Source organism: Cuneatibacter caecimuris (assembly GCF_004216775.1).
In the GTDB taxonomy this organism is placed as follows: domain Bacteria; phylum Bacillota; class Clostridia; order Lachnospirales; family Lachnospiraceae; genus Cuneatibacter; species Cuneatibacter caecimuris.
The window spans coordinates 306434-332674 of the sequence record NZ_SGXF01000001.1 but is presented as its reverse complement, the minus strand read 5'-3'; the positions used below and the strand labels follow the sequence as shown (position 1 = coordinate 332674).

25 protein-coding genes are annotated in these 26241 nt (G+C 50.7%); 17 read left to right on the top strand and 8 right to left on the bottom strand.

Going from position 1 to position 26241, the window contains the following annotated elements; genetic code table 11:
- Window positions 1-4 precede the first annotated feature (4 nt).
- A complete protein-coding gene (locus EV209_RS01605) occupies window positions 5-1921 on the bottom strand; it encodes an ABC-F family ATP-binding cassette domain-containing protein (RefSeq protein WP_130432395.1) in 1917 nt (638 codons plus the stop codon).
- A 191-nt stretch (window positions 1922-2112) separates the two neighbouring features.
- Here EV209_RS01605 and EV209_RS01600 point away from each other — a divergent pair, with 191 nt between their 5' ends.
- From EV209_RS01600 to EV209_RS01550, 11 genes are all read left to right on the top strand, one after another.
- Window positions 2113-2808, top strand: coding sequence for a redox-sensing transcriptional repressor Rex (locus tag EV209_RS01600; RefSeq protein ID WP_243647467.1), 696 nt, complete (start codon window positions 2113-2115; stop codon window positions 2806-2808).
- A 109-nt stretch (window positions 2809-2917) separates the two neighbouring features.
- On the top strand, window positions 2918-4438 hold the full coding sequence (locus tag EV209_RS01595) for an NAD(P)H-hydrate dehydratase (protein ID WP_130432391.1): 1521 nt from the start codon (window positions 2918-2920) through the stop codon (window positions 4436-4438).
- A gap of 43 nt (window positions 4439-4481) precedes the next feature.
- Window positions 4482-5711 (top strand): alanine racemase, encoded by a 1230-nt coding sequence (gene alr, locus EV209_RS01590; protein WP_130432389.1) that lies wholly within the window; start codon window positions 4482-4484, stop codon window positions 5709-5711.
- A gap of 66 nt (window positions 5712-5777) precedes the next feature.
- Window positions 5778-6128: a type II toxin-antitoxin system PemK/MazF family toxin gene (locus tag EV209_RS01585; protein WP_130432387.1), complete on the top strand. Its 351-nt coding sequence runs from the start codon at window positions 5778-5780 to the stop codon at window positions 6126-6128.
- 133 nt (window positions 6129-6261) lie between these two features.
- Window positions 6262-7602: a hemolysin family protein gene (locus tag EV209_RS01580; RefSeq protein ID WP_130432385.1), complete on the top strand. Its 1341-nt coding sequence runs from the start codon at window positions 6262-6264 to the stop codon at window positions 7600-7602.
- Between the two features lie 57 nt (window positions 7603-7659).
- Window positions 7660-8388 carry a YebC/PmpR family DNA-binding transcriptional regulator gene (locus tag EV209_RS01575; RefSeq protein ID WP_130432383.1) on the top strand — a complete coding sequence of 243 codons (729 nt, stop codon included), beginning with the start codon at window positions 7660-7662 and terminating at the stop codon, window positions 8386-8388.
- 24 nt (window positions 8389-8412) lie between these two features.
- Window positions 8413-9345: a hypothetical protein gene (locus EV209_RS01570; protein WP_130432381.1), complete on the top strand. Its 933-nt coding sequence runs from the start codon at window positions 8413-8415 to the stop codon at window positions 9343-9345.
- Between the two features lie 14 nt (window positions 9346-9359).
- The gene (locus EV209_RS01565; protein WP_207220564.1) at window positions 9360-9731 is read left to right on the top strand and encodes a RidA family protein; all 372 of its coding nucleotides are present in this window, start codon (window positions 9360-9362) and stop codon (window positions 9729-9731) included.
- Window positions 9718-10296, top strand: coding sequence for a GNAT family N-acetyltransferase (locus tag EV209_RS01560; RefSeq protein WP_130432379.1), 579 nt, complete (start codon window positions 9718-9720; stop codon window positions 10294-10296). The genes EV209_RS01565 and EV209_RS01560 overlap by 14 nt, the downstream gene beginning before the upstream one ends.
- Window positions 10268-11263, top strand: a complete 996-nt coding sequence (locus tag EV209_RS01555; protein WP_130432377.1) for a DUF4003 family protein — start codon at window positions 10268-10270, stop codon at window positions 11261-11263. The genes EV209_RS01560 and EV209_RS01555 overlap by 29 nt, the downstream gene beginning before the upstream one ends.
- 16 nt (window positions 11264-11279) lie before the next feature.
- Complete coding sequence (locus EV209_RS01550) at window positions 11280-11900, top strand: NUDIX hydrolase N-terminal domain-containing protein (RefSeq protein ID WP_130432375.1); 621 nt, start codon at window positions 11280-11282, stop codon at window positions 11898-11900.
- A 332-nt stretch (window positions 11901-12232) separates the two neighbouring features.
- On the opposite strand, the gene uxaC is transcribed toward EV209_RS01550, so the two are convergent.
- The gene (uxaC, locus tag EV209_RS01545) at window positions 12233-13639 is read right to left on the bottom strand and encodes a glucuronate isomerase (RefSeq protein ID WP_130432373.1); all 1407 of its coding nucleotides are present in this window, start codon (window positions 13637-13639) and stop codon (window positions 12233-12235) included.
- Between the two features lie 25 nt (window positions 13640-13664).
- On the bottom strand, window positions 13665-14669 hold the full coding sequence (locus EV209_RS01540) for a LacI family DNA-binding transcriptional regulator (RefSeq protein ID WP_130432371.1): 1005 nt from the start codon (window positions 14667-14669) through the stop codon (window positions 13665-13667).
- A 221-nt stretch (window positions 14670-14890) separates the two neighbouring features.
- Between EV209_RS01540 and EV209_RS01535 the strand changes: the two genes are divergently transcribed.
- From EV209_RS01535 to EV209_RS01515, 5 genes are all read left to right on the top strand, one after another.
- Window positions 14891-16372, top strand: a complete 1482-nt coding sequence (locus EV209_RS01535; protein ID WP_130434112.1) for a UxaA family hydrolase — start codon at window positions 14891-14893, stop codon at window positions 16370-16372.
- Between the two features lie 156 nt (window positions 16373-16528).
- Complete coding sequence (locus EV209_RS01530) at window positions 16529-17176, top strand: bifunctional 2-keto-4-hydroxyglutarate aldolase/2-keto-3-deoxy-6-phosphogluconate aldolase (protein ID WP_130432369.1); 648 nt, start codon at window positions 16529-16531, stop codon at window positions 17174-17176.
- Between the two features lie 38 nt (window positions 17177-17214).
- Window positions 17215-18246, top strand: coding sequence for a sugar kinase (locus EV209_RS01525; protein WP_130432367.1), 1032 nt, complete (start codon window positions 17215-17217; stop codon window positions 18244-18246).
- Window positions 18247-18347: 101 nt separating this feature from the next.
- On the top strand, window positions 18348-19082 hold the full coding sequence (locus EV209_RS01520) for a DUF975 family protein (RefSeq protein WP_165388775.1): 735 nt from the start codon (window positions 18348-18350) through the stop codon (window positions 19080-19082).
- A gap of 126 nt (window positions 19083-19208) precedes the next feature.
- Complete coding sequence (locus EV209_RS01515; RefSeq protein ID WP_130432363.1) at window positions 19209-21002, top strand: L-fucose isomerase; 1794 nt, start codon at window positions 19209-19211, stop codon at window positions 21000-21002.
- Window positions 21003-21051: 49 nt separating this feature from the next.
- Here the strand turns inward: EV209_RS01515 and EV209_RS01510 are convergent, their stop codons facing one another.
- Window positions 21052-22377, bottom strand: a complete 1326-nt coding sequence (locus EV209_RS01510; protein ID WP_130432361.1) for an MATE family efflux transporter — start codon at window positions 22375-22377, stop codon at window positions 21052-21054.
- Window positions 22370-23227 (bottom strand): GNAT family N-acetyltransferase, encoded by an 858-nt coding sequence (locus EV209_RS01505; RefSeq protein ID WP_130432359.1) that lies wholly within the window; start codon window positions 23225-23227, stop codon window positions 22370-22372. The genes EV209_RS01510 and EV209_RS01505 overlap by 8 nt, the downstream gene beginning before the upstream one ends.
- Window positions 23228-23382: 155 nt before the next feature.
- Between EV209_RS01505 and EV209_RS01500 the strand changes: the two genes are divergently transcribed.
- On the top strand, window positions 23383-23865 hold the full coding sequence (locus EV209_RS01500) for an MGMT family protein (protein WP_130432357.1): 483 nt from the start codon (window positions 23383-23385) through the stop codon (window positions 23863-23865).
- 61 nt (window positions 23866-23926) lie between these two features.
- On the opposite strand, the gene EV209_RS01495 is transcribed toward EV209_RS01500, so the two are convergent.
- From EV209_RS01495 to EV209_RS01485, 3 genes are read right to left on the bottom strand one after another with little or no spacing between them, the layout of a single operon-like run.
- Window positions 23927-24208 carry a GNAT family N-acetyltransferase gene (locus EV209_RS01495; protein WP_130432355.1) on the bottom strand — a complete coding sequence of 94 codons (282 nt, stop codon included), beginning with the start codon at window positions 24206-24208 and terminating at the stop codon, window positions 23927-23929.
- 21 nt (window positions 24209-24229) lie between these two features.
- Entirely contained in the window at window positions 24230-24931 is a 702-nt protein-coding gene (locus EV209_RS01490; protein ID WP_130432353.1) for an alpha/beta fold hydrolase, read from the bottom strand.
- Between the two features lie 15 nt (window positions 24932-24946).
- The gene (locus tag EV209_RS01485) at window positions 24947-26143 is read right to left on the bottom strand and encodes an MFS transporter (RefSeq protein WP_130432351.1); all 1197 of its coding nucleotides are present in this window, start codon (window positions 26141-26143) and stop codon (window positions 24947-24949) included.
- Window positions 26144-26241: the final 98 nt, after the last annotated feature.

Here is a 26241-nt window from a genome sequence, read left to right as displayed (position 1 = left end):
CTGTTTATTCCACCAGCGCTTCCCACTGCTCATACAGCCGTGACAGCTGGCTTTGCAATTCTGTTTTTTCCTGGTTCAGCTCCATGAGTTTGGCAGGATCGCTGTAGACTTCCTCTTTTGTAAGCGCATCGTCGATTTCCCCGTCCCGTTCCTCCAGGCGGAGGATCGCCTCTTCTGTGCGCCGCAGGTCGTTCTGCCGTTTGCGCAGCCGGGCCTGTTCTTCTTTCTGCTGTTTCCAGTCCGACACCCCCGACGCAGAATGGTCAGTGGGCTGGTAATTCTCAGACTGCCGGGAACCCAGGGCCGCCCGGGTGAGGATATCCTTTTTTTCCAGGTAATAATCGTAATTTCCGATGTAGTTAATAAACGTGCCTCCGGTGAGTTCCAGGATTCTGGTAGCCGTTTTATTGATGAAATAACGGTCATGGGAGACATATAGTACAGTGCCGGTATACCTGTTCAGCGCCTGTTCCAGGATTTCCTTGGACATCAGGTCCAGGTGGTTGGTAGGCTCATCCAGGATTAGGAAATTTGCTTCCGAAAGCATGAGCTTTGCAAGGGAAACCCGACCCCGCTCCCCGCCGCTGAGGTCAGAGATCCGTTTGAACACATCGTCCCCGGTGAACAGGAAAGCAGCCAGAATATTGCGGATTTCTGTATTTGTCATCTGGGGATAAGCATCTGACAATTCCTCAAACAGCGTTTTTTCCATGTGGAGCACCTGATGCTCCTGATCATAGTAGCCCACATGGACCTTGGAACCCAGGGTAAGAGAGCCGGTATCAGGGGGTACCAGGCCGTTGATAATCTTCAGGAGGGTGGTTTTTCCGGTGCCGTTGCTGCCGATCACCGCCACCCGTTCCCCGCGTTTGACCTCCGCGTCCACATCAGAAAAAAGCCGGAGGGAGCCGAAGGATTTGGACAGGCCGCGGATGGTGAGAACATCATTACCGCTGGTGACGGAAGGTTCCAGCTGTATGTGCATCACGGCGTCATCCGTCCGGGGCTTGTCCATAACCTGTATTTTGGCCAGCATTTTTTCCCGGCTTTCCGCCCGCTTAATGGATTTCTCCCGGTTGAAGGACCGAAGCTTTTCGATCACCGCTTCCTGGTGTTTGATTTCCCGCTGCTGGTTCAGATATTGCTGTTCCAGGGCGGCCATGCGCTGGGCCTTTTTTTCTGCGTAGGCGGAATAGTTTCCGGAAAATACTGCAGTCTGATGCCGGTCGATCTCAATCACCTTTGTCACTACACGGTCCAGAAAATAGCGGTCATGGGCCACCACAACCACGCTTCCGGGGTAGTTTTGCAAAAATGTTTCCAGCCAGGCGATGGAATTCAGATCCAGATGGTTGGTGGGCTCGTCCAGAAGGATCACATCCGGTTTTGACAACAGAAGCTTGCCAAGAGATACCCTGGTTTTCTGGCCTCCGGAGAGCTGGCTGACGGGGCGTTCAAAATCTGTTTCGGCAAACCCCAGCCCTTTCAGGACGCCGGTGAGTTCGCTTCTCAGCGCATATCCGTTTTGCAGCTCAAATTCGTGACTGAGCCGGGCGTACAGCTCCATCTGTTCCTCCAGTTCGCTGCCGGAAACATGTTTCATAGACTGCTCCAGGCCGCGAAGGCTGTCCTCCAGTTCCAGCAGGCCGCGCTTCACAGAGAGAAGCGCTTCATATACAGTATGGTCTGTGTCCAGGTCCTGGTGCTGGGCCAGATAGCCCAGGGAAGCGCCCCTGGCCAGAGTTACCTGTCCTGAATCCGGCGCCAGCTGCCCCACGATAATTTTCAGCAGAGTGGACTTCCCGGCTCCATTTACGCCTACGATAGCCGCCTTTTCCCGTTCTTCTATATGAAAAGAGGCATTTTCCAGAACCACTTCATCCGCAAAAGCCTTACATATCCCGTTACAAGCTAAAATCATTTTCATCACTCCTTTAAAACAGCCGGCAAATAATGCCGGTACTACCAGTCATCATACACAAAAAAAGAAAATTTGTCCAGACAATACTTCATAAACAAGGGGATACCAGGATTGACACACTTTTGACAGGCTGGTATAATGGACGAAAAGTGACGAGACCTCACAACAGACGGAAAGGGAAGGAAAAAGCAGTGGCCGAAAAATCAGAAGAAAAAGTAATATCCAAAGCAGTGATCAGGCGTCTGCCCCGGTACTACCGGTATTTGGGGGAGTTGATGGAGAGTGGAGTGGAACGTATTTCTTCTAACGAGCTGAGCATCAGGATGAAGGTGACCGCTTCCCAAATCCGCCAGGACCTGAATAATTTTGGCGGATTTGGCCAGCAGGGGTACGGGTATAATGTAAAATATCTCTATCAGGAAATCGCGCGGATTCTGGGAATCGACAGGCAGCATACCCTGATCATTATCGGCGCCGGGAATTTGGGCCAGGCAATAGCAAACTACGCGAATTTTGAGCGGCGCGGATTTATTATAAAAGCGATGTTCGATGTGGATCCCCGGCTGATCGGAAAGGATTTTCGCGGGATTCCTGTGCTTTCTATGGAGTGCCTGGATTCGTTTATCAAAGAAAACGATATCCAGATGGCTGCGCTGACAATCCCCAAGAGCCAGGCAATGCTGGTAGCGGACAATCTGGTGGCCAGCGGAATTAAGGCAATATGGAATTTTGCCCATACGGATTTGAATCTGCCTCCTGAGGTAGTGGTGGAAAATGTCCATTTATCCGAGAGCCTTATGCGGCTTTCCTATAAGCTGTGCTATCAGATGGACCATCCCGGCAGACCGAAACCGGGGAAACAGGGCGGGATGACGAACTGGGACTGATTATGCCGGTGGGCTGTGTACGGAAACAACCGGAAAACATGACATAGATGCCTGCCGGGTTAAATCCCCGGCAGGCAATTTTATCATTCACGGTACGGGGAGAGCCCCGGTGAAGGGAGAAAAGATGGAACTGCTGTGCAGCGGGAAACAGATGCAGGAAATTGACAGGTATTCTATACAGGAAATGAAAATCCCCTCTCTGGTGCTGATGGAACGGGCGGCGCTGGCAGTGCGGGACGCAGTGCTGCGGCGCTGGAAGCCGGGCGGACGGATTGTAGCGGTCTGCGGCAGCGGGAATAATGGGGCGGACGGCCTGGCTGCTGTCCGGCTGCTGTCCCAGGCCGGCTGTCCGGCGGAAGCCATTTTGGCGGGCAGTGAAGAACATGAGACCAGGGAGTGCAGGCTGCAGCGGGAGATTCTCGTCAATTTGGAGATTCCGGTGCACAGAGCGGCAGGAGACGCATATGATAAAATCAGGGGCGCGCAGATTCTGATCGACGCAGTGTTCGGCGTGGGCCTGTCCCGGAACGTGAAAGGGACCTATGCCAGGATGATTGAAGCTGTCAACCAGGCGGACGGACAGGTGGTGTCTGTGGATATTCCTTCCGGTGTTTCCGCGGATACGGGAAAAGTTCTGGGCTGCGCGGTAAATGCGGCAGAGACGGTCACCTTTGGTTTCCGGAAACTGGGCCAGATATTATATCCCGGAGCGGGCTGCTGCGGAAAACTGACTGTGGCGGAGATCGGGTTTGCGCCTGTGCCGGGAACGCTCTCTGAAGAGCTGGCATATACGTTCGTAACCGAGGATCTGGATGGGCTGCCCCAGCGGGAAGCGGACAGCAACAAGGGCAGCTTTGGGAAAACAGCAGTGTTTGCAGGCTGTAAAAACATGGCCGGAGCAGCGGCGCTGTGCGGCCTCAGCGCCTACCGGGCCGGGGCCGGTCTGGTGCGGCTGGTGACAGAAGAGGAGAACCGGATGATCCTGCAGCAGCTGGTTCCGGAGGCAGTGATGACCACCCTGGAAAGGAACCGGAAAGAGCGGATTGCTGAAGCCCTGGAATGGGCGACGGTGATTGTGCTGGGGCCGGGGCTGGGCCGGTCAGAGGAAGCCGGGGAGGAAGTCAGGCAAGTTCTGGAATATGGAATGAAGCATCCGGAAAAGCCCGTGGCGGCTGATGCCGACGCGCTGAACCTGTTGTCTGAAAATCCCCAGTGGAGAATAAAAGGCTCCGGAAACCTGATTCTGACGCCCCACCCGGGGGAACTGTCCCGGCTGCTGGGAAGAAGCGTTGAGAAATTAAAAGAAGATTTTCCCGGAGCAGTGCGGGACTGTGCGGAGAAGTATGGAGCGGTAGTGGTGGGAAAAGATTCCAGAACTGTGGTATCAGAGGCTGAAGGGCCTGTTTTTGTAAATACCTCCGGAAACAGCGCCATGGCCAAAGCCGGAAGCGGAGACGTGCTCTGCGGGGTCATTGCCGGACTGCTGGCCAGAGGTGTTCCGGCACGCAGTGCGGCGGAGTATGGCGCCTATGTCCACGGCCTGGCCGGAGATCTATGGGTGAGGGAGCACGGCTGTCAGGGAATGACGGCCATGGATCTGTCAGAGTGCCTGAGCAGGCTTTGGTTTTAGGGAATAGCAGAAAAGCAGATCTGATACGGAAAGAGGAAAAAATATGAAGCAATACAGCCGGGTTTGGGCGGAAATTGACCTGGATGCCGTGCGGAGCAATATGCAGGCAATGCAGGATAACTTAAAAGAAGGGATGAAGCTGTGCGCGGTGGTGAAGACTGACGGCTATGGCCATGGAGCGGTCCCTGTGGCGAAGGAAGTAGAGGATATGGTATGGGGATTTGCGGTGGCCACTTTCCAGGAGGCTATGAATCTGCGCCATCATGGGATTGCTAAGCCGGTCCTTATGTTAGGATATACTGAGGAAGCGCGCCTGGAGGATTTGGTCAGAGAAGAGATCCGTCCAACTGTGTTCTCCCTGCCCCTGGCCAGAAGGCTTTCCGGAGAATGGAAAAAATTCAGGGCGGATTGTTTGGAAAAAGGGGAGCCGGAACCCCAAAAGCTGAAAATTCATATTGCGGTGGACACAGGAATGGGACGTCTTGGTTTTCTCATGCAGGATGAGGAAGCCCTGAGCGCTTCTGTGGAGGAAATCCAGGAGATTTCCGGGATGGAAGGTCTGGAAACAGAAGGGATGTTCACCCACTTTGCCAGGGCGGACGAGAAAGATCCAACCTCTGCAAAGCTGCAGACCGAAAGGTTTTGCAGGATGAAAGAAGCCCTTTTGCAGGCAGGAATTTCTATTCCCATGCTGCACTGTTCCAACAGCGCAGGCATCGTCATGCTGCAGGGGGTGGGTTTTTCCATGGCCAGGGCAGGAATTACCATGTACGGCCTCTATCCTTCCGAAGAGGTGAATGAGGAGGAAATGAAATTCCGGCCGGCCTTGTCCCTGTACAGCCGGATCATCTTTGTAAAAGAGGTCCCGGCCGGCACCACAGTCAGCTATGGATGGACTTATACTACAGCGGGCAGAACTGTAATCGCTACCGTCCCGGTAGGGTACGGGGACGGGTATCCCAGAGGGCTGTCCAACAGGGGGTGGGTTCTGATCCGGGGGCGCAGGGCGCCCATTATCGGCCGGGTCTGCATGGATCAGCTGATGGTGGATGTGACGGAGGTTCCCGGCGTGCAGGAGCAGGATCTGGTAACCCTGGTGGGCAGGGACGGGAAAGAAAAAGTTTCAGTAGAAGATTTGGCTGCAATTTGCGGCAGGTTTAATTATGAATTTGTCTGTGGGCTGGGGAAACGGATTCCCAGAGTCTATCTTCGCGGCGGCGAACAGGTGGGGGCAAAGGACTACGGAACAGACGAATATACGGATTTTATCTGAATATTGAATACATCACGGAGAACGGGCAATACTACAGCTACTAAGATGTAATGGAGTGTGAGATTCGTGGTGATCAGACGAGGAGATATATTCTATGCAGACCTTCGCCCGGTAATCGGGTCGGAGCAGGGCGGAATCCGTCCGGTGCTGATTCTGCAGAATGATATTGGAAACCGGCACAGCCCGACAGTGATCTGTGCGGCAATTACCTCAAAGATGAATAAGGCAAAGCTGCCTACACATGTGGAACTGGATTCCAGAAGCTGTGAGATTGTCCGTGATTCAGTGGTGCTGCTGGAGCAGCTGCGCACAATTGACAAGCAGCGACTCCGGGAAAAGGTGTGCCACCTGGAGGGGCCGAAGCTGAGGCAGGTGGAACGAGCGCTCAGGATCAGCCTGGATATGGAAGATACATAAGAGGTATCTTGACGAACCTGTGGGAAAATGCTATATTGTTGATAGGGCCGGAGCGGGAAGCTGCTCCGGCATATTTATGAATGCAAAAAACGTATTACAATGATATGCAGAGAAAGGGAGTTATAGAGAGAAGATGGACGGGGACCATGCGATAGGCGCCATAGCAGTTTTTGCGGTATTAATTTTGGCTGAAATTGTGCTGTACGGTTTTATAAGCGCCAGAGAAGCGCTGAACGAAGGGGAATTGGAACGCAGAGCCCAGGAAGGGGAAGAAAAAGCGAAGAAGCTTCTGAATCTGCTGGGAAAATCCGAGCTGTTTCAGATTGCAGTGCATGCCGCTCTGACAAGCTGCGGACTGGCTGCCGGCGCGTATCTGCTGCGGACAGCGGTCAGTTGGGGACGGAAGCTTTGGGGCGCGCAGCCTTCCTTCTGGCAGGAAGCATTGGTGGCCTGCGGGGCTGTGGTGCTTTTGCTTCTGCTGCTGCTTCTGCTGGGATTTTATCTGCCTAAGAAACTGGCGTCCAGGAATCCTGAGAGCTGGGCTTCTGCCGTCCAGGGGCCGGCTGCCTTCCTGGCATGGTTTTTTTATCCCGCTGCGTGGGCGGTCAGAGCGCTGGGACGGGTTGTGCTGCGCCTGTTTGGAATCGATCCCGATGAAGATACCGGAAAAGTGACGGAAGAAGAGATCATGTCCATGGTAAATGAAGGGCATGAAAAAGGTGTGCTCCAGGCCAGCGAAGCGGAGATGATCACGAATATTTTTGAGCTGGACGATAAAGAGGCTTCAGATATCATGACGCACAGGACCAGTGTGAAGGCTTTGGACGGGCATATGAAGCTGGAGGAAGCAGTAAAGGTGATTCTGACAGAGAATAATTCCAGATTCCCGGTTTTTCATGAAGATATAGATGACATTATCGGCGTGCTGCACCTGAAGGATGCGGTGATCGCCATGGAAAAACAGGAAAACCGCCAGAAAGAGCTGGCAGAGGTTCCCGGACTGCTGCGGGAGGCGGATTTTATTCCTGAGACCAGAAATATCAGCAATCTGTTTAAGAGCATGCAGTCTAAGAAAACCCAGATGGTGATCGTGGTGGATGAATACGGGCAGACAGCAGGCATCATCACTATGGAGGATATCCTGGAAGAAATCGTGGGAAGCATTATGGACGAGTATGATGTGGACGAGATACATATCCGTCCCGACGGACCGGGGGCCTGGACCGCGGAGGGCAGCGCGGAGCTGGAAGAAGTGGAAGAGGCGGCTGGCGTCCGTTTTGATGAAGAAGAGATCGAAACGCTGAACGGATTTCTGGTGGCTCAGCTGGACCGGATCCCTCAGGAAGGAGAGCAGCCTGAAATTGTTTACGGAGGATATCGGTTTCAGGTGCTTCAGGTGGAAAACAATATGATTCAGACCATCAAAATTATCAGGGAGACAGAAAAAGAAGAGAATAGTCCCTTGCAAGATTGAAAAAGAGATGCTAAAATAAAACGTTGGTAAGAAAAACGCAAGAAAAGGAGCAGCAGTATGTCAGGACATTCCAAATTCGCTAATATTAAACATAAGAAAGAAAAGAACGATTCTGCAAAGGGAAAGATCTTTACCAGAATCGGCCGTGAGATTGCGGTAGCTGTAAAAGAGGGCGGAGCAGATCCGGCGAACAACAGCAAACTGAGGGATGTGATTGCAAAGGCCAAATCCAATAACATGCCCAACGATACCATTGACAGGAGCATTAAAAAAGCGGCAGGAGACGCAAATGCTGCAAATTATGAAGTGATGGTTTACGAAGGCTACGGGCCCAACGGCACAGCCATTATCGTGGAGACGCTGACGGATAATAAAAACCGCACAGCCTCCAATGTACGCAACGCATTTACAAAAGGCGGCGGAAACGTGGGAACCCCCGGATGCGTGTCTTTTATGTTTGACAAAAAAGGGCAGATTATTGTCGCCAAAGAAGACTGCGGCCTGGCGGCGGATGATCTGATGATGACAGCGCTGGACGCTGGTGCGGAAGATTTTTCCGAGGAAGAGGACAGCTATGAAATCATCACGGCGCCCGAGGATTTCAGCGCGGTGAGGGAAGCGCTGGAAAAGGAAAATATCGCTATGGCCCAGGCGGATGTGACAATGATTCCGCAGACCTGGGTGGAACTGACGGAGGAACAGGACCTGCGCAATATCAACAGGATTCTGGACCTGCTGGATGATGATGATGACGTGCAGAACGTTTATCATAACTGGGACGAATAAATTACAGATGGAGGAAGTGAAGGTATGAAAAAACAATGGAAAGAGCAGATTGCCGGAAGGGATAACCTGACGGAAAATCCGAAAAATGTGCTGCAGGGAACTGTGGCCGGGTATCCCGTGGCCGTAAGCCTGGACCCGAACAGCAGAAAGTACCGGGTGGCGGTAGCTGCCACTTCGGAATCTGATTCCATTAATCAGCGCAATGACCTGCTGGCAGAGATAAAAAGTACATATGCCAAAGTGACGGAAGCGGTATATCAGGAGAATGAATTTGTGTTCAGCGGTCCCCTGATCGGGAAATTTGCGCAGGAAATCAGAGCAGTTCTGGACAGGATGACGGCGTACCTTCCGATGCAGGGATACCGGCCCTGCTGCGGCTGCTGTGGGGAAACAGATTTTCCGCCCAGGCTGTCCAGCATTAACGGCAGATTTGCAATGCTCTGTGATACCTGTTATGAGCAGAAGACCGCTCATCTGGAACAGAATCACCAGGCGAAAAAGGCGCGCAAGGGAAATCTGGTGACAGGCCTGGTAGGCGCTTTCCTGGGCTCCCTGATCGGCTGCGTATTGTGGTTTGGGATCTACCAGCTGGGCTATATCGCCGGCATTGCAGGACTGGTGGCCGCTGTATGCGCTCTGAAGGGATATGAAATGCTGGGCGGCAAGATCGACCTGAAGGGAATGATTATATCCGTTGTCCTTGCGGTGGTAATGCTGTTTTTTGCGCACCAGCTCTGTCTGGCCAAGGAAATTTATGATGTATTCAGCACAGAATATAATATCACATTTGCGGATGCTTTCCGGTCTATTCCTGATTTCCTGGAAGATTCAGAAGTGAGCATTGCTTTCTACAGGGATCTGCTCATCGGTTATGTGCTGATGGCCGTGGCCAGCTATTCTACCATCCGCTCCATGTACCGGAATGCGTCCGGAACATATAAAACAGAACGGTATTAATGGAGGTGCCAATCATGGAAAAAATCAGCACGACCAAGGCTCCTGCGGCAATCGGCCCCTATTCCCAGGCGATCCGCATTCAGGACTTCGTATTCACTTCCGGGCAGATTCCTCTGGACCCTGCTTCCGGAACAATTGTGGGAGACACGATTGAAGAGCAGGCGGAACAGGTGATGAAAAATCTGGGCGCTGTGCTCGCAGAATCCTGCCTCAGCTATGAAAATGCTGTAAAGACTACCTGCTTCCTGGCCAATATGGAAGACTTTGCCGCTTTTAATGAAGTATACGCAAAATATTTTACCGGCTGCCCCGCCCGCTCCTGCGTGGCAGTGAAAGAGCTGCCCAAGGGGGCTCTGGTAGAGGTGGAAGTCATTGCGGCCCGCTGAATATACCCTGCGGCGGTCCCGAGAAGAAGATATTCCTGCGATCCTGCGCCTGTATCATCAGGCGCAGGATTATTTTAAACAGGAGGGGATCGATCAGTGGCAGGACGGGTATCCGGAAGAGTTTGTGGTCCGGGATGATGTGATAAAGGGGTACAGCCATGTGCTGGAAACAGAAGGAAGGATCGTGGGGACGGCGATCCTAACCTGTGACGGCGAACCGGACTATGATGTGATTGAGGGCGGAAGCTGGAGCAGTGCGGAACCGTTTGCCGCAATCCACAGGGTGGCTGTGGACAACGAATGCAAGGGCTGCGGGCTGGCCGGAAGGATTTTTCAAGGTCTGGAGGAGCAAGCTGCCGGAAAAAGAGTGGCCTGGGTCAGAATAGATACTCATGAGGACAACAGATCCATGCAGCGCTTTCTGGAAAAGCAGGGCTATGGCCGCAGAGGTGTGATCCATCTGCGCCGGGACGGAGCGCCGAGAATCGCTTTTGAAAAGCATCTGCAGTTCCAGAAAAGCGGCGGAGAGGAGCAAGATGAAGGAATCATTGCAGAAACGCTGTGAAATGTTTATCCGAAACAGACTGGCAGTGAAAAAACAGTTTAGGTGGGAGAGCGCTTATATGTATCCCTTAAGCGCGATAATTTTCACGGAAAAAGGGCAGGAAGCAGATTTGGATAAAATGCTGCGGTGCAGAGAAATGCTCCGGGATAAGGCAAGCGCTTTTTCTAATTTTCGCGGTACAGTGCGGCTTGCGGTAATTTCTTTGCTGGCAGCCTGCGAAAGCCCGCAGCAGAAACTGGAAAACGGCCTGAAAATTTATGAGCTTCTCAGAAGAGAATTTTTTTCTTCTGAATATCTGGCTGTAACGGCTTTGCTGATTGCCGAACATTCGGAACCAGAGAGTTTTGAAGCGGCCGTGAAAAAAACCAGGCGCGCATATGAGCTGATGAAAGAAGATCACCGTTTTTTGACTTCCAGAGAGGACTGCGCTTTTGCGGCGCTTCTGGCGATGTCGGAAAAAGGCGCAGAACGCGGAGTAAAAGAAGCTGAAAAATGCTTTGAAATCCTGAAACCCAGCTTCTTTTCCGGCAACGCAGTGCAGTCCCTGAGCCATGTGCTGGCGTTGGGGGAAGAGCTGCCGGAGAGCAAATGCCGCAGGACCGTGGAGCTGTTCGAGGCCCTGAAAGAAAGAGGGCTTCGTTACGGAACCAGCTATGAGCTGCCGGCTCTCGGCGCGTTAGGGCTGCTGGAGACAGACCAGAGGGCGCTGGTATCAGAAATTGAAGAAGCAGACCTGTATCTGCAGGATCAGAAAGGCTTCGGCGCTTTCGGAGTGGGATCCAAACAGAGGCTGATGTACGCAGGGATGTTAGTATCAGGAGAATACGCAGAAGAGGGCGGAGCATCACTGCGGACAGCCGCCATCAACAGCGCCCTTTCTCTAATCGCCGCCCAGCAGGCAGCAGTGTGCGCAGCGACGGCCAGCGCCTGTGCAGCAGCGGCAGCTTCTTCAAATTCATCCTCATAAAATGCGGGTGGTGCAAATGGATAAAAATGAAAAATGGCTTCAGTGGGCCGTAGAACTGCAGAGCATCGCCCAGGCAGGCCTTACTTATGGCAGAGACAAATTTGACCTGGAACGTTATCAGCGCCTCAGAGAAATATCAGCTGAAATGATCGCCCACAAAACAGAAATATCCCCGGAAAAAGTCCGGGATCTGTTCTGCGGCGAAACCGGCTACCAAACGCCGAAGCTTGACACAAGAGCCGCAGTATTCCAGGAAGACAAAATTCTGCTGGTCAGAGAGAACGACGGAAGATGGGCCTTGCCCGGCGGATGGGTGGACGTGAACGTCTCTGTAAAAGAAAACACCGTAAAAGAAGTGAAAGAAGAGTCGGGTCTGGACGTTTCAGCCGACGGAATTATCGCCGTACAGGACCGCTCCAAACACAATCTGCCCTTATATGCATACGGCGTCTGCAAGATATTTGTCCTGTGTTCCCTGATCGGCGGCGAATTTACAGAAAACATAGAGACAACCGAAAGCAGATATTTCAGCGAAGAAGAACTGCCTCCCCTGGCAGAAGAAAAAAACACACCAGACCAGGTCAGAATGTGCTTTCAGGCATCCCGCACAAAAGACTGGAAAGTCCTATTTGACTGAGCATCCCCCAGCCTAATTCCCTGAGGAGCCCCAGCCAGAAAAAACTGCGGCAGAGAGGCGGAAGAAAAAACGGAGGAGGCTATTTGCCGTAAGGCATCGAGCCTCCGGAGTTTTCTCTTCCGCCTCTTAGCGACTCTCCAGCCACGTTTCCCATAATATGAAAAAGAATCCCGCTCGCGGGAATCTCCGCCTGCGGCGTGTCGCTTTAGCGACGTGATTCCTTACGCCGCAGTGCGATCCCCCGGAGGGTTTTGTTGCATAGGGAACGCAGTTTCCTATGCAATAAAAAAACAGAGGGCCAGGAAAATTTCCTGCCCTCTGCCTCTCCTATATCACAGCTCAAACCCGAAATACCGAACAGCATTATTGTAGCAAATGCCCTCCACAATATTCGTCAGAGCAACCTTATCATTAGGATATTCGCCGTTTTCCACCCAGCCGCCGATCAGTTCGCACATGATTCTTCTGAAGTACTCATGACGCGTATAGGACAGGAAGCTTCTTGAGTCTGTGAGCATACCGATGAAGTTGCCCAGCAGGCCAAGATTTGCCAGAGAAATCATCTGTTCTGTCATTCCCGTCTTGTGGTCATTAAACCACCATGCGGAACCCTGCTGAATCTTGCCCACCATGGAGGCATCCTGGAAACAGCCGATGATGGTGCCGATGGAAGCATTGTCGTTGGGGTTCAGGGAATAGAGGATGGTCTTGGGCATCTTATCCTTCGCGTTCATGGCGTTGAGCAGGTCGGCCATCTGTGAGGAAGGCGCGTAGTTGTTGATGCAGTCGAACCCGGTGTCCGCTCCCAGCTTTTCGAATTTAAAAGTGTTATTATCGCGCTTGCAGCCGTAATGCAGCTGCATAGCCCAGCCCAGATCAAAATACTGCTCGCTGACATACAGCATGAAGGCAGTCTTGAATTTCAGCTCTTCCTCTTTTGTTACAGCCTGTCCGGAAAGCCTCTTGGCCATAATGGCTTCGATTTCCTCTTCAGAAGCAGGCACATACATCACATATTCCAGCGCGTGGTCGGAAACCTTGCAGCCCATGCTCTGGAAGAAATCCATACGGGCGCGCAGGGCAGCCTTCAGGGAAGCAAAGCTGTTGACTTCAATACCGCTTACCTCAGACAGTTTAGCAAGATAATCAGCATAATCAGGCTTTTCAATATTCATCGCCTTGTCAGGCCTCCACGCCGGAAGCACCTGGACGTCAAAGGTTTCATCCTCTGCGATCTTCTTATGCCACTCCAGAGAGTCAACAGGGTCGTCGGTGGTGCAGATCAGCGTTACATTGGACTGGCGGATCAGGTTGCGCACGCTCATGGAATCTTCCTGCAGTTTGGCATTGCAGAGATTCCATACTTCTTCAGCAGTTTCACCGCTCAGATATCCTGTGTAACCGAAATAGCGCTGCAGCTCCAGATGGCTCCAGTGATACAGCGGATTGCCGATAGCCTTTTCCAGGGTTTCCGCCCATTTCTGGAACTTCTCTCTGTCAGGAGCATCCCCGGTGATATAGTATTCATCCACGCCGTTGGAACGCATCTGGCGCCATTTGTAATGGTCCCCGCCCAGCCAAACCTGTGTGATGTTCTCGAATTTCCTGTCTTCCGCGATTTCTTTTGGATTGATATGGCAGTGATAATCCAGAACCGGCATCTTGGCGGCAATATCATGATAAAGAGCCTGCGCAGTCTCGGTGGATAACAGAAAATCCTTGTCCATAAACTGTTTCATAATGAAAATCCTCCTGTTTTGAAATTTAAAAATCTGTTGTGTATCGTTTAATTAACTCTGCGGAAATTGTGATCCAGTTGGGCACATTTTTTCCGCCGTTAAAAACGCTCATGAGAGTACTGATGGTAGTGGTGCACAGCGCTTCGATCTTGGTGTCCACAGAAGTGAGCTCCGGTTCTGAAGCCCGGGAGAGCAGGGAATTGTTGTACCCGATGATGCTCAGGTCTTCCGGGACTTTCAGCCCTGCGGAAGCGGCAAATTTCAGCGCGCCTACCGCCAGCGTGTCATCTGAAGTCATGACTGCGTCAAATTTCAGGCCCTGCCTGTAAAGGTCGGACAGCAGATCTCTGGAATAGGCTATGTCTTTTGGGCATTGATAAATCATATTTTCCAGATTGCCTAACCCTGCGTCCATGCTGGCATTCTGGTATCCCCGGCGCTTGTTGTTCCCGCTGTAGGAGACGCTGGTATAGAGATACAGAATACGGCGGCGGCCGCTTCTGATCAGTTTTGTGACGGCCTGGTATACGGCGGTATAATCATCACAGAGGATGCTGTATATATTTTTCCCTTCCAGACGGCCGTTAACCAGCATCACAGGCACCTGTCTGGCGGCGTTCAGGATGTATTCGTTATCTTCCCGGGTGGATTCAATAAATTTGGAACCAGCCATGATCACGCCGTCCACGCGCTTGGAGAGCAGTAATTCCAGGTATTTTTTCTTGTTCTCCAGATTATAGCCGGTGCAGCACAGGATTGCGTCGTATTCATTGGCGCGCAGCTCCCGTTCCAGATAGGAAATGGCGTTGGCCAGATAGAGGTCAGAAGCATCGGAACACATGATGCCGATGGTTTTCATCGTATTCAGGCCCAGTCCCCGGGCAAAAACATTAGGGGTATAACCCAATTCTTCCATAACGGCCAGAACCTTCTTGCGGGTCCGGTCGCTGACGTTCGGGTTGCCGTTGATTACCCTTGAAACAGTGGCGATGGAAACGCCCGCCTGCTTGGATACATCATAGATATTCATGTCCCACCTCATCTGTTCGCTCAAGTGAAATCAGGATTTTCCGCAGCTTCACGCCTGTATCTGCCTGTAAGCGCTTACATCCTCAGTTCTATTATATCTGATTCTGAAAAAAAGGCAAGTGCTTTCAAAAGTTTTTATTGACTTTTTTCTGAAAGGCGGCTAAGATGAATGTAAGCACTTACATTCCGGCGCGGAAGCGCTTTACCATCATGGAGGAGATTATGCAGGACTTTATCAGGATTCATGAAAATGATAATGTGGCGGTTGCTTTGAAGCCTATAGAAAAAGGAAGGGAGCTGGATGTGGACGGCATCGCCGTGACGGCGGCTGAGAATATCCCTCAGGGGCATAAGTTTGCACTGAAGCCCATTGCCGCGGGCAAAGAAGTGATTAAATATGGATTCCGCATCGGTTACGCCAAAAAAAATATTGAGGAAGGCGCATGGGTGCATGTGCACAATGTGAAAACCGGGCTGGGAGACCTGTTAGAATATACATACGATCCTAAAGGCGCTGAGCCGGAGCCTGCAGAACACGTTTATTTTCAGGGATTCAGAAGAGAAAAAGGCAGAGTGGGCGTGCGCAATGAAATCTGGATCATCCCAACAGTGGGATGCGTGAATTCGATTGCCAAGGCGCTGGAAAGACAGGCGCAGAAGTATGTGGGCGGAACCGTGGAGGAAGTGGTCGCATTTCCCCACCCCTACGGATGCTCTCAGATGGGGGAGGACCAGGAGAACACCAGAAAGCTGCTGGCTGCCCTGGTCAACCATCCCAATGCCGGCGGCGTGCTGGTGCTGGGGCTGGGCTGTGAGAACAGCAACATCGGCGTGCTGAAGGAATATATAGGAGATTACGATGAGAAGCGGGTGAAGTTCCTGCAGTGCCAGGATGTGGAAGATGAGATGGGCGCCGGCATGGAGCTGCTGGAAGAGCTGGCGGATTATGCGTCAGAATTTTCCAGGGAATCCTGCGATGCGTCGGAACTGGTTATCGGCATGAAATGCGGCGGCTCCGACGGACTTTCCGGGATAACGGCAAACCCCACGGTGGGAGCCTTTTCGGATATGCTGATTGCAAGAGGAGGGACAACCATCCTGACGGAGGTGCCGGAGATGTTCGGCGCGGAAACGCTGCTGATGGAGCGCTGCGCTGACCAGGAACTTTTTGACAAGACAGTAGCCCTGATCAACAATTTTAAAAATTATTTCAAACGTCATGACCAGACTATCTATGAGAACCCGTCGCCCGGGAATAAAAATGGCGGGATCACCACTCTTGAGGACAAATCCCTGGGCTGCACTCAGAAGTCCGGCAGCGCACTGGTGCGGGGCGTGCTGGAGTACGGAAGCCCTGTGGTGAATAGAGGGCTCAACCTGCTGAGCGCTCCGGGCAATGATCTGGTGGCCTCCACCGCGCTGGCGATTTCCGGCGCGCAGATCGTGCTGTTCACGACCGGAAGGGGGACGCCTTTCGCTTCCCCTGTCCCAACAGTGAAAATTTCCAGCAACAGCAGGCTGGCGGGACAGAAGGAAAACTGGATTGATTTTAACGCCGGTCGCATGGTGGAGGATAAGACCAAAGCGGAAATGGCCCAGGCCCTGTTTGATTTTGTTCTGGAAGTGGCTTCCGGCAGGAAGGTGAAGTCAGAACAGGCGGGCTTTCATGATATGGCAATCTTCAAGCAGGGGGTTACTCTGTAAAAAATCGTAACAGCCCAGCATGTCTGAACAGCTGCAGAAGATCTGCAGGCTGCTGTAAAATTATTGCGGCAGAACATTGACATTTCTCAGCGGAACCATTACAATAAAAACAGAGTATGACCAGCCATCAGCTGGATAAGAAAGAAGGAGAGAAAAATGAAAAAAGAACAGGTTATCACAAAAATGAAAGAAGACTGCCTGGTTGCCGTTGTCCGCGCGGAGAGCAAGGAGCAGGGTGAAAAGGTGATTGACGCCATCATCGCAGGCGGCATTAATTTCATTGAGATCACTATGACCGTACCCGGCGCAGTGGATATTATCAAGGCAATGTGCGACAAGTACAGAAGCAACCCCGATGTTGTGATCGGCGCGGGCACTGTTCTGGATCCTGAAACAGCAAGAGCAGTTATTCTGGCCGGCGCACAGTATGTGGTTAGCCCTGGACTGAATCCCGAGACTGTGAAGCTCTGCAACCGCTACAGAGTTCCTATGCTGCCGGGCGTAATGACTCCCACAGAGGCGATCACCGCTCTGGAACTGGGCTGCGACATCATTAAGGTATTCCCTGGCAACATCGTTGGACCGGCTGCGATCAGCTCCTTCAGAGGCCCCCTGCCCCAGGGCGAGTTCATGCCCTCCGGCGGCGTAGACGTGGACAATGTGGACAAGTGGCTGAAGGCCGGCGCATGCGCGGTAGGAACAGGCTCCAACCTGACTGCCGGCGCTAAGAAGGGCGATTATGCAGCAGTAACTGCAAAGGCGCAGGAATTTGTGGCGGCAGTTGCGGCGGCACGCAATAAATAATTTATACTAATTTTATTCATGCAAGGAGAGAAAATATCATGGCAAGAGTAATTACTATGGGTGAGATCATGCTGAGACTGTCCACCCCTGGCAATGAGAAGTTTATTCAGGCTGACGAGTTTGATGTAAATTACGGCGGCGGCGAGGCAAACGTAGCGGTGTCTCTGGCAAATTACGGACACGATGCGGCGTTCGTGACCAAGGTTCCCAAGAACCCCATCGGTGAGTGCGCGGTGGCTGCACTGAGAAAATACGGCGTGGATACAAAGCATATCGCGAAGGGCGGAGAACGTCTGGGCATTTACTTCCTGGAGACAGGCGCGTCCATGAGAGCGTCCAACGTAGTGTACGACAGAGCAAATTCTTCCATCGCAACTGCTGTTGCCGAGGATTTTGATTTTGACGCTATTTTTGAAGGCGCTGACTGGTTCCACTTTACAGGCATCACTCCTGCCGTATCCGACGCGGCTGCAGTGCTGACCGAGGCTGCCTGCAAAGCTGCCAAGGCGCACGGCGTTACGGTTTCTGTGGACCTGAACTTCCGTAAGAAACTGTGGTCTTCCGAAAAGGCTCAGAAGGTGATGTCCAACCTGATGCAGTATGTGGACGTATGCATCGGCAATGAAGAGGACGCGGAGAAGGTTCTGGGCTTCAAGCCCGGCAACACTGACGTGACTTCCGGCAATCTGGAGCTGCAGGGTTATGTGGACATTTTCCAGCAGATGGTGGAGAAATTCAACTTCAAGTATGTGATTTCCTCCCTGCGCGAGTCCTATTCCGCATCCCACAACGGCTGGTCTGCATGTATTTACTCCCGCGATGATAAGGAATTCTATCATTCCAGAAAATATGATATCAGCCCCATCGTGGACCGCGTAGGCGGCGGCGACTCCTTTGCGGGCGGCGTGATCTGCGGCTTCCTGGACGGCAAGAACTGGAAAGACGCTCTGGAATACGGCGTGGCGGCCTCTGCTCTGAAGCATACCATTCCCGGGGACTTCAACCTGGTTAACAGAGCGGATGTTGACGGCCTGGTGGGCGGCGACGGTTCCGGACGCGTACAGAGATAATAATTGAATAAGTTTATATGCAGAACGGCTATTGTTATATCACAATAGCCGTTTTGTACAATTTAGAAAACAATAAAATAATGATAATATGGGGGATGAATATGTGGAACAGAGCAGAACTAAAATCCAGGGCTAAAACAGTATTATACAAGAATTATTGGAGCTGCGTTCTGGTTAATCTGGTTATGATGCTGCTGATCAACGGCCTTAACGTCAAAAGCCGGATTGAGGTGAGAAACGAAAACCATCATAATGTATTCAATATTGATGTAGAAGATATGACTTCAGATCCCGTGAAATTCCTTTACATTTTTGTCATAATAGCATTTGGCATGCTGTTTGTGTCGGGTATTGTTTCCCTGATCCTGCGCATTTTTGTCTGGAATATTTTTGAGGTAGGGGGCAAGGGATTTTTTGTTAAGAATCAGGTAAGCCAGCCGCGGGCGGGAGAGCTGCTGTCCGGGTTTCGGAATGGAAATTATGGCAGGGTAGTGGGCACGCTGCTGCTTAGAGATCTCTATATTGTTCTCTGGTCTTTTCTGTTCATGATACCTGGCATCATAAAATCTTATCAGTACAGAATGGTCCCCTATTTGCTGGCGTTTCATCCTGAGATGTCCCGCCAGGAAGTTTTTGCGGCCAGCCGGGATATGATGTTCGGAAATAAGTGGGATGTATTTGTGCTGGATCTGTCTTTCTTTGGGTGGGTAGTCCTCAATATATTTACTATGGGAATTCTAGGCATATTTTTTCTCAACCCTTACCGGGAGGCGACGGACGCGGAGCTGTACACCCGCCTGTGGAACGGGAACAGAGAGGGAGGATATCAGAGCTGAATATCGTTCTATTATTTGCCACAAAAACACAAGATCTGTCGGGAAATTGGTGCTAAACTGTCCGTAGAAGGCAAAGTGGCCCGGAGCCTGTGAGCGCTCCGAACAGACAAACAGGAGGAATAAGATATGGCAGCAAGCAGATTGATCGGGGATTATCCGGTAATCGGAATCCGCCCTACCATTGACGGGCGCAGAGGCGCGCTCCAGGTAAGGGAATCCCTGGAAGAACAGACAATGAATATGGCAAAATCCGCAGCGAAATTATTTACTGATAACCTGAAGTATTCCAATGGAGAACCGGTGAAAGTGGTGATTGCAGATACCACCATCGGCAGAGTGGCGGAGAGCGCAGCCTGCGCGTCAAAGTTCCAGAAGGAAGGGGTCAGCATCACGCTGACTGTGACTCCCTGCTGGTGCTATGGAGCGGAAACAATGGATATGGACCCCATGACCATCAAAGGCGTTTGGGGATTTAACGGAACGGAGCGCCCCGGCGCGGTATATCTGGCCAGCGTACTGGCTACCCATGCGCAGAAGGGTCTTCCGGCTTTCGGAATTTACGGCCATGATGTGCAGGAAGCGGACGATACCAGCATCCCCGCGGATGTGGAAGAAAAACTGCTGAGATTCGGAAGAGCGGCTGTAGCGGCGGCTTCCATGAGAGGCAAGAGCTATCTGCAGATCGGTTCCATCTGTATGGGAATCGGCGGTTCCATTATCGATCCCGCATTTATCGAAGAATATCTGGGAATGCGCGTGGAATCTGTGGATGAGGTAGAGATCATCCGCCGCATGACAGAAGGGATTTATGATCACGCAGAATTTGAAAGAGCTCTGGCCTGGACGAAGGAAAAATGTAAAGAAGGCTTTGACAAGAACCCCGAATTTATTCAGAAGTCCAGAGAAGAAAAGGATGCAGACTGGGAGTTTGTGGTAAAGATGATGGTCATTATCAAAGACCTGATGAACGGCAATCCCTCTTTGCCCGAAGGCTGTGAGGAAGAAAAAGTCGGCCATAATGCATTGGCCGCAGGATTCCAGGGTCAGAGACAGTGGACGGATTTCTATCCCAACTGCGACTTTGCGGAAGCGATGCTGAACACTTCCTTTGACTGGAACGGGGCCAGAGAGCCTTACGTGCTGGCCACGGAGAATGATGTGCTCAACGGCCTGGGCATGATGTTCATGAAGCTGCTCACCAACCGGGCGCAGATCTTCGCGGATGTCCGCACCTACTGGAGCGGCGAAGCTGTGAAGCGCGCCACCGGCTATGAGATCGAAGGAAAGGCAAAGGAAGCAAATGGGTTCATCCATCTGATCAATTCCGGCGCAGCCTGCCTGGACGCCTGCGGCGAAGCTAAGGATGAAAACGGAAATGGCGTGATGAAGCCCTGGTATGATGTGACCGAAGAAGATCAGGAAGCTATTTTGAACGCTACTACCTGGAACCCTGCTGACAGAGGATATTTCCGCGGAGGCGGTTACTCCTCCAGATTCCTCACCACCGCTGAAATGCCGGCTACCATGATCCGACTGAATCTGGTGAAGGGCCTGGGACCTGTGCTGCAGATCGCGGAAGGCTGGACCATCAACCTGCCGGAAGAGGTTTCCGATAAACTCTGGAAGAGAACTGACTATACATGGCCCTGCACCTGGTTTGCACCCAGATGCACAGGCACAGGCGCTTTCCGGGATGCTTATGAAGTGATGAATCACTGGGGAGCGAATCACGGCGCGATTTCCTATGGACATATCGGAGCGGATCTGATCACCATGTGCTCCATGCTGCGCATCCCTGTATGCATGCATAACGTGCCGGAAGAAAAAATCTTCCGCCCTGCTGCCTGGAATGCGTTCGGAATGGATGCGGAAGGAGCGGATTTCCGCGCCTGCCAGACATATGGACCGCTGTACAAATAATTTGTAAGATACGCCGGCTTCCGGGGAATAAATTTTCCGGAAGCCGTTTTTATTTCCAGGACACCCATAGCCTGCAATTCATATAAAGTGATACACACAATGTTAATACTTCTGCAAGAGGCACAGCCAGCCATACACCGGCTGTTCCAATGAAATTCGGTAAGATCATCAGACCTGGCATGATGAATCCAAATGTCCTTAAAAACGAAATCAATGCAGATATTTTCCCATTGGACAGCGCTGTGAAAATTGCTGATGAAAATATATTGAAGCCTGAGAAAAGAAAGCTAAATGCAAATATCAGAAACCCCCTTTTTGTAATTTCGTATACTTCTTCATTCCTTCCTGTAAACAGCTGCACCAAATTATTGGCGCCCAGCAAAGACAGGGCAAAAATGAGCAGTGAACTTATGAGAATGAAGGAGACACATATTTTATATATTTTTTTTAATCTGTAACAGTTCTTTGCTCCAAAGTTAAAACTGATAACAGGAGCTACGCCCAGTGAGAAACCAATAAATAATGTGGTGAGCAGGAATTGCGTATATATCATAATAGTAATTGAAGCGACGCCGTTTATGCCTGACAACTTCATCATCGTAAGATTGAAGAAAAAAGTAGTGACGGCTGTTGAAATCTGGCTTACCATTTCCGATGAACCGTTCAGGCAGCTTTCACAAAGCATTTTAAAATCTATAACTGGTTTCACAAAAGTTAATGTGCCTGTTTTTTTGCTGAAAATGATAAGGCCGGCAGCGGCAGGTATCATATATCCTATCCCGGTACCTAATCCTGCGCCTGTAATTCCCATATCAAGCGGAACCATAAAGATATAATCAAACACAATATTCATTACGCCAGCCAATACTGAGAATATTAATCCTAAAGCAGGCTTTCCTGCAGTCACAAACAAATTTTGAAATAGTACCTGCAGCATGCTTGCCGGTGCGAACAATAAAATAATTTTCAAATAGTCTTTGCAATATGGATACAAAACATCATCTGCCCCTAGAGCATATATGATTGTATCAATAAAAACTGTCCCCAAAACAGAAATGATTACTCCCAGAAGCAGAGTAAATAGAAATAGAAATGAAAAATCCTGTTTTGCCCTTTCAGATTCTCCGGACCCCATTTTTCTGGCAACAATCGCACTGCCGCCAGTTGCTGCCATTGTGCTCAAGCCCACAATGAGATTAATAACAGGACATACAATATTAATTGCGGATAAAGCATTAGTATTGACAAAACGTGATACAAAAACAATATCAATAATCGTATAAAATCCCATAAACAACATCATGATAATTGTGGGCAAGGCAAATTTCAGCAGAGAACCAATTTTAAAATCTTTTGCCAGTGGATTTTTATTCATTGATATTACCTCCCGTTTTTGGAGAAAAAATGAATTTCTGTGTGGGATAACCAAACTCCACTAATAATTCTGCTTCAGAAAATCCCAACTCCTTGTAGAATTTTCGATACCCTGTATCTGCTTTATCGCCTTCACGAAAGGTTGTGATTGAGATATCCTTATCAGTTAAAAGTTCGTTCATCACCTTGTTTAAAAATAAGTTTGCTATTCCGCACTGGCGATATAAAGGGTGTACACCAAAGAAATCAATACTCCCTGAATGGTAGTTGATAGACATGACTGCCAGGGCAATTTTGTTTTTTTCTAAAATTAATGCCCTTTGCTCAGCAATACTTTTCTTCAGTTCTCTTAAGTAATCAGCTGAGTTTAAATTAGGAAAGCCATCTATTACCAAATCAACTAACGACAGCCATGCGGGAATATCTGTTAGCTTTGCGAATCTGATCTCAGCCTGCATTTCCTGTTGTAATAATTCTTCTGTAACTGTATGTTCCAAATCAAATCTAAGCTGTAATGGATAAAATACCTCGCACAATCTGTATTCATTAGGTGTTTTCTTATACATCTGTTTAAAAATATTTGTAAAAGCCTGCTGGCTTTGATAACCGGCAATGAGAGAAATCTCCAGAATGGATTTATCAGAAAAAACAAGAAGCTTAGCTGACTCCGTTAGCTGTCTTCTCTGGACATAGTTATGTATGGACAATCCCACAGTTTCAACAAATATTCTATGCAGATGATATTTTGAATAACCAACTGCTGTCGCTATAGTGGATAAGCTTATTTTTTCCGAGAGATTATTTTCTATGTAATCAATCGCAGTCTTGATAATTTCAACTTTATTGACCATTACAGCACCTCCTTTCCAGTTTAGATTATAATAAATTGATTTACGGAAGTTTTAATATATGTTGCGGACTTAAGATCTAAAAAATAAAATTATTGAAACCGTCTCATTGCATGGCGTATGGAAATAGGTTATGCTGTAGCCAGGAGGTGCTGGATATGGCAAACGAGGATAAAAAAGATTTTAACGCAATGCTGCACAAGGATACCGGAATGCCCAAAATACAAATTGTGACAGATGAGGCGTCAATCCGTAAATATGGCGGGGAGAAAATGTTCTTTGCGCCGCCGCTGGCGTATGATCAAGTGATGAAAAGGGTTCCTTATGGGAAACTGGTGACGGTGGGAGAGATCAGAGCTTATTTTGCCCGAAAGAACGACGCGGATTTTACAGACCCCATCACTGCGGGGATATTTGTTTCCATTGCCGCCTGGGCCAGCTATCAGAGAAAAAATGATGAAACTCCCTATTGGAGAGTGCTGAAGGCGGAGGGGGAGCTGAACCCGAAGTATCCTGGCGGGACAGCGGCACAGAAAGAAAAACTGGAAGCGGAAGGTCATGCTGTGGTTTCCCGGGGGAGAAAAAATATCCGGTTTTATGTCCGGGATTATGAAAAGGCCCTGTTTGAACTGGATAGTTGATGAAAAATTCCGGCGCGCTGTATGGAATTCTGCAGCGCTGCCGGAATTTTTGATTATTACATCACAGTAAAATATCATTGTAGCCAGGATTTTTTTCAAACCATTTCACGGCGTAGGAACAGGTGGGACAGGCTTTACGGCCATCCGACCGGAGCAGCTCGGCGGTTTTTTGGACCAGCTGTCCTGCGATTCCCTTGCCCCTGAGAGAATCATCTACAAAAGTGTGGTTGATGCTGACCGTGCCGTCCGGCTGCTCAGGGAATGTGATTTCCGCTAAAAGCCTGCCTTCAGAGGAATACAGCACGATCCTGTTGCGTTCAATCTGAAATGTTTGATTTTCCATACTTTACTCCTTTCCTGTTTTCTATTTTCCATCATTTTCAGAGGTTTCATTCAGAAAACCTGCCACAGCCCGGTTAAATTCCCGGCTGTTTTTTGCCGCGATAAAATGGTCTCCCCTGAGGATACAGAGCCGGCTGTTTGGCAGGGAATCTGCGATGAGTCTGGTGTGGGTTTCCCGAATCATATCTTTATCCCCTGCAATCACCAGTACGGGCGCGGTTAGCACAGAAAGCTGCACTCCGCTCAAATGAGGCTGTGTGACCATCAGGTTCATCATCTCATAATTCGCCAATGCCTGGGGAGAGATGTGCCGGAACAGCCGGGTACAGGCCCAGCCCAGCAGGATCGGCAGCTGGATGTGCAGCTTAACGCCGCGGGGATTCAGATTACCGCCGTTCAGGATCAGCTTTTCCACCCGTTCGGGAAAATTGAGGGCGAACAGCAGCGCGATATTGGCCCCATCGCTGAAGCCCAGAAGGTGAGCGCGGGAAATCTGTTTTTGGTCCATGAATTCTTTCAGGTCAGCGGCGAACTGAGTCAGTGAAAAGGGGGCTGTTCCCCGGGGACTCTGTCCATGACCTCTGGTATCCAGAGCGATTACCCGGTAATATTTCGAAAAGTACAGAGCCTGTTCCCGGAAATAGGTGTGGTCTTCTCCGTTTCCGTGGAGCAGGATCAGGGGGAAACCGGCCCCGGATTCACTGCAGTAAAGAGAAATATCCATAAATATATCTTCCTTTCAGCTGAGGTGTGGGCTCCTGATCAGCCTGAAAATTCCGATGGCAATCAGAAGCGGAAAGAGGATGGAGAACAGCAGGCCCGGCGTCATTGACCCGGTAGAAGAAGCCAGGAAACCAGCGGCGGCGGGACCTGCGGCGCAGCCGATATCTCCCGCCAGAGCCAGCAGCGCGAACATAGCGGTTCCCCCAGCCGGACAGTGCCTGGCGGCCAGACTGAAGGTGCCTGGCCAAAAGATGCCCACAGAAAAGCCGCAGAGGGCGCATCCGGCCAGAGCCAGTATGGGCCATGGCGACAGCGCGGCCAGAAGATAACCTCCGGCACAGAGAGCGCAGCTGAGCAGAATAAAACGGCCGAGTCTCAGCTGACTGCCTTTCTTCCCGTAGTACAGCCTGGACAGCCCCATGAACAGAGCGAACATACAGGGCCCCATCAAATCTCCCAGAGTTTTGCTGATTCCCAGACTGGATTCCGCGAAGTAGGAAGCCCACTGGGACATGGCCTGCTCCGCTGCTCCGGAACAGATCATCAGAAGAAAGAACAAAGGGATCAACTTGAGAGAAAACAGGGATTTAAGCCCCGCAGGGGCGGACTCATTGGCTTCCTCCAAAGTGCGCAGAGGCACCTTCCGGAAGACCAGGGCGTTGCAGAAGGGGACCGCGGCCCAAAGAAGAGGCAGCCACATCCAGGCGGCTGTGGTAAAAGCCTGGAAAAACAGGGTGGATATCAGAACCACGAACATATGCCCCCAGCAGTAAAAGGAATGAAGCATGCTCATGGCGGCTTCTTTCTCCTCTCCCGGCAGCGCTTCCACGATAGGACTGATCAGAACTTCGATCAGGCCGCCGCCTAAGGCATAGAGAAATACCGAAAACAGGAGTCCCGGGAAGGCGCTGTGAAAAACAGTCTGAGACAGCCCGGGGAGTATCCCAAGACAGACCAGCCCGGCTCCGCAGAAGATATGAGCAGCCACAATTAACGGCCGGTATCCCAGCCGGGACGCGTATTTGGCCGCCAGAAAATCCACCAGCATCTGTACCGTAAAGTTAAACCCCACCAGCAGACCCAGCTGCGCCGCGCCGATGTCATACTGCTTCTGAAAAATGAGGAATAGAAGAGGAGCAAGATTGTTAACAATTGCCTGTGTGATATACCCGGTATAGCTGGCATACAGCGTATGTTTCCATGTAAATTTCATCAGTAAAAAATTCCTCCATGTCCGCGCGCCGCAAGAAAAAAGATTGACAGTTTTCTGAAAGTGCGATACGCTTTATCGTAAAGAAGAGTGTAACATAA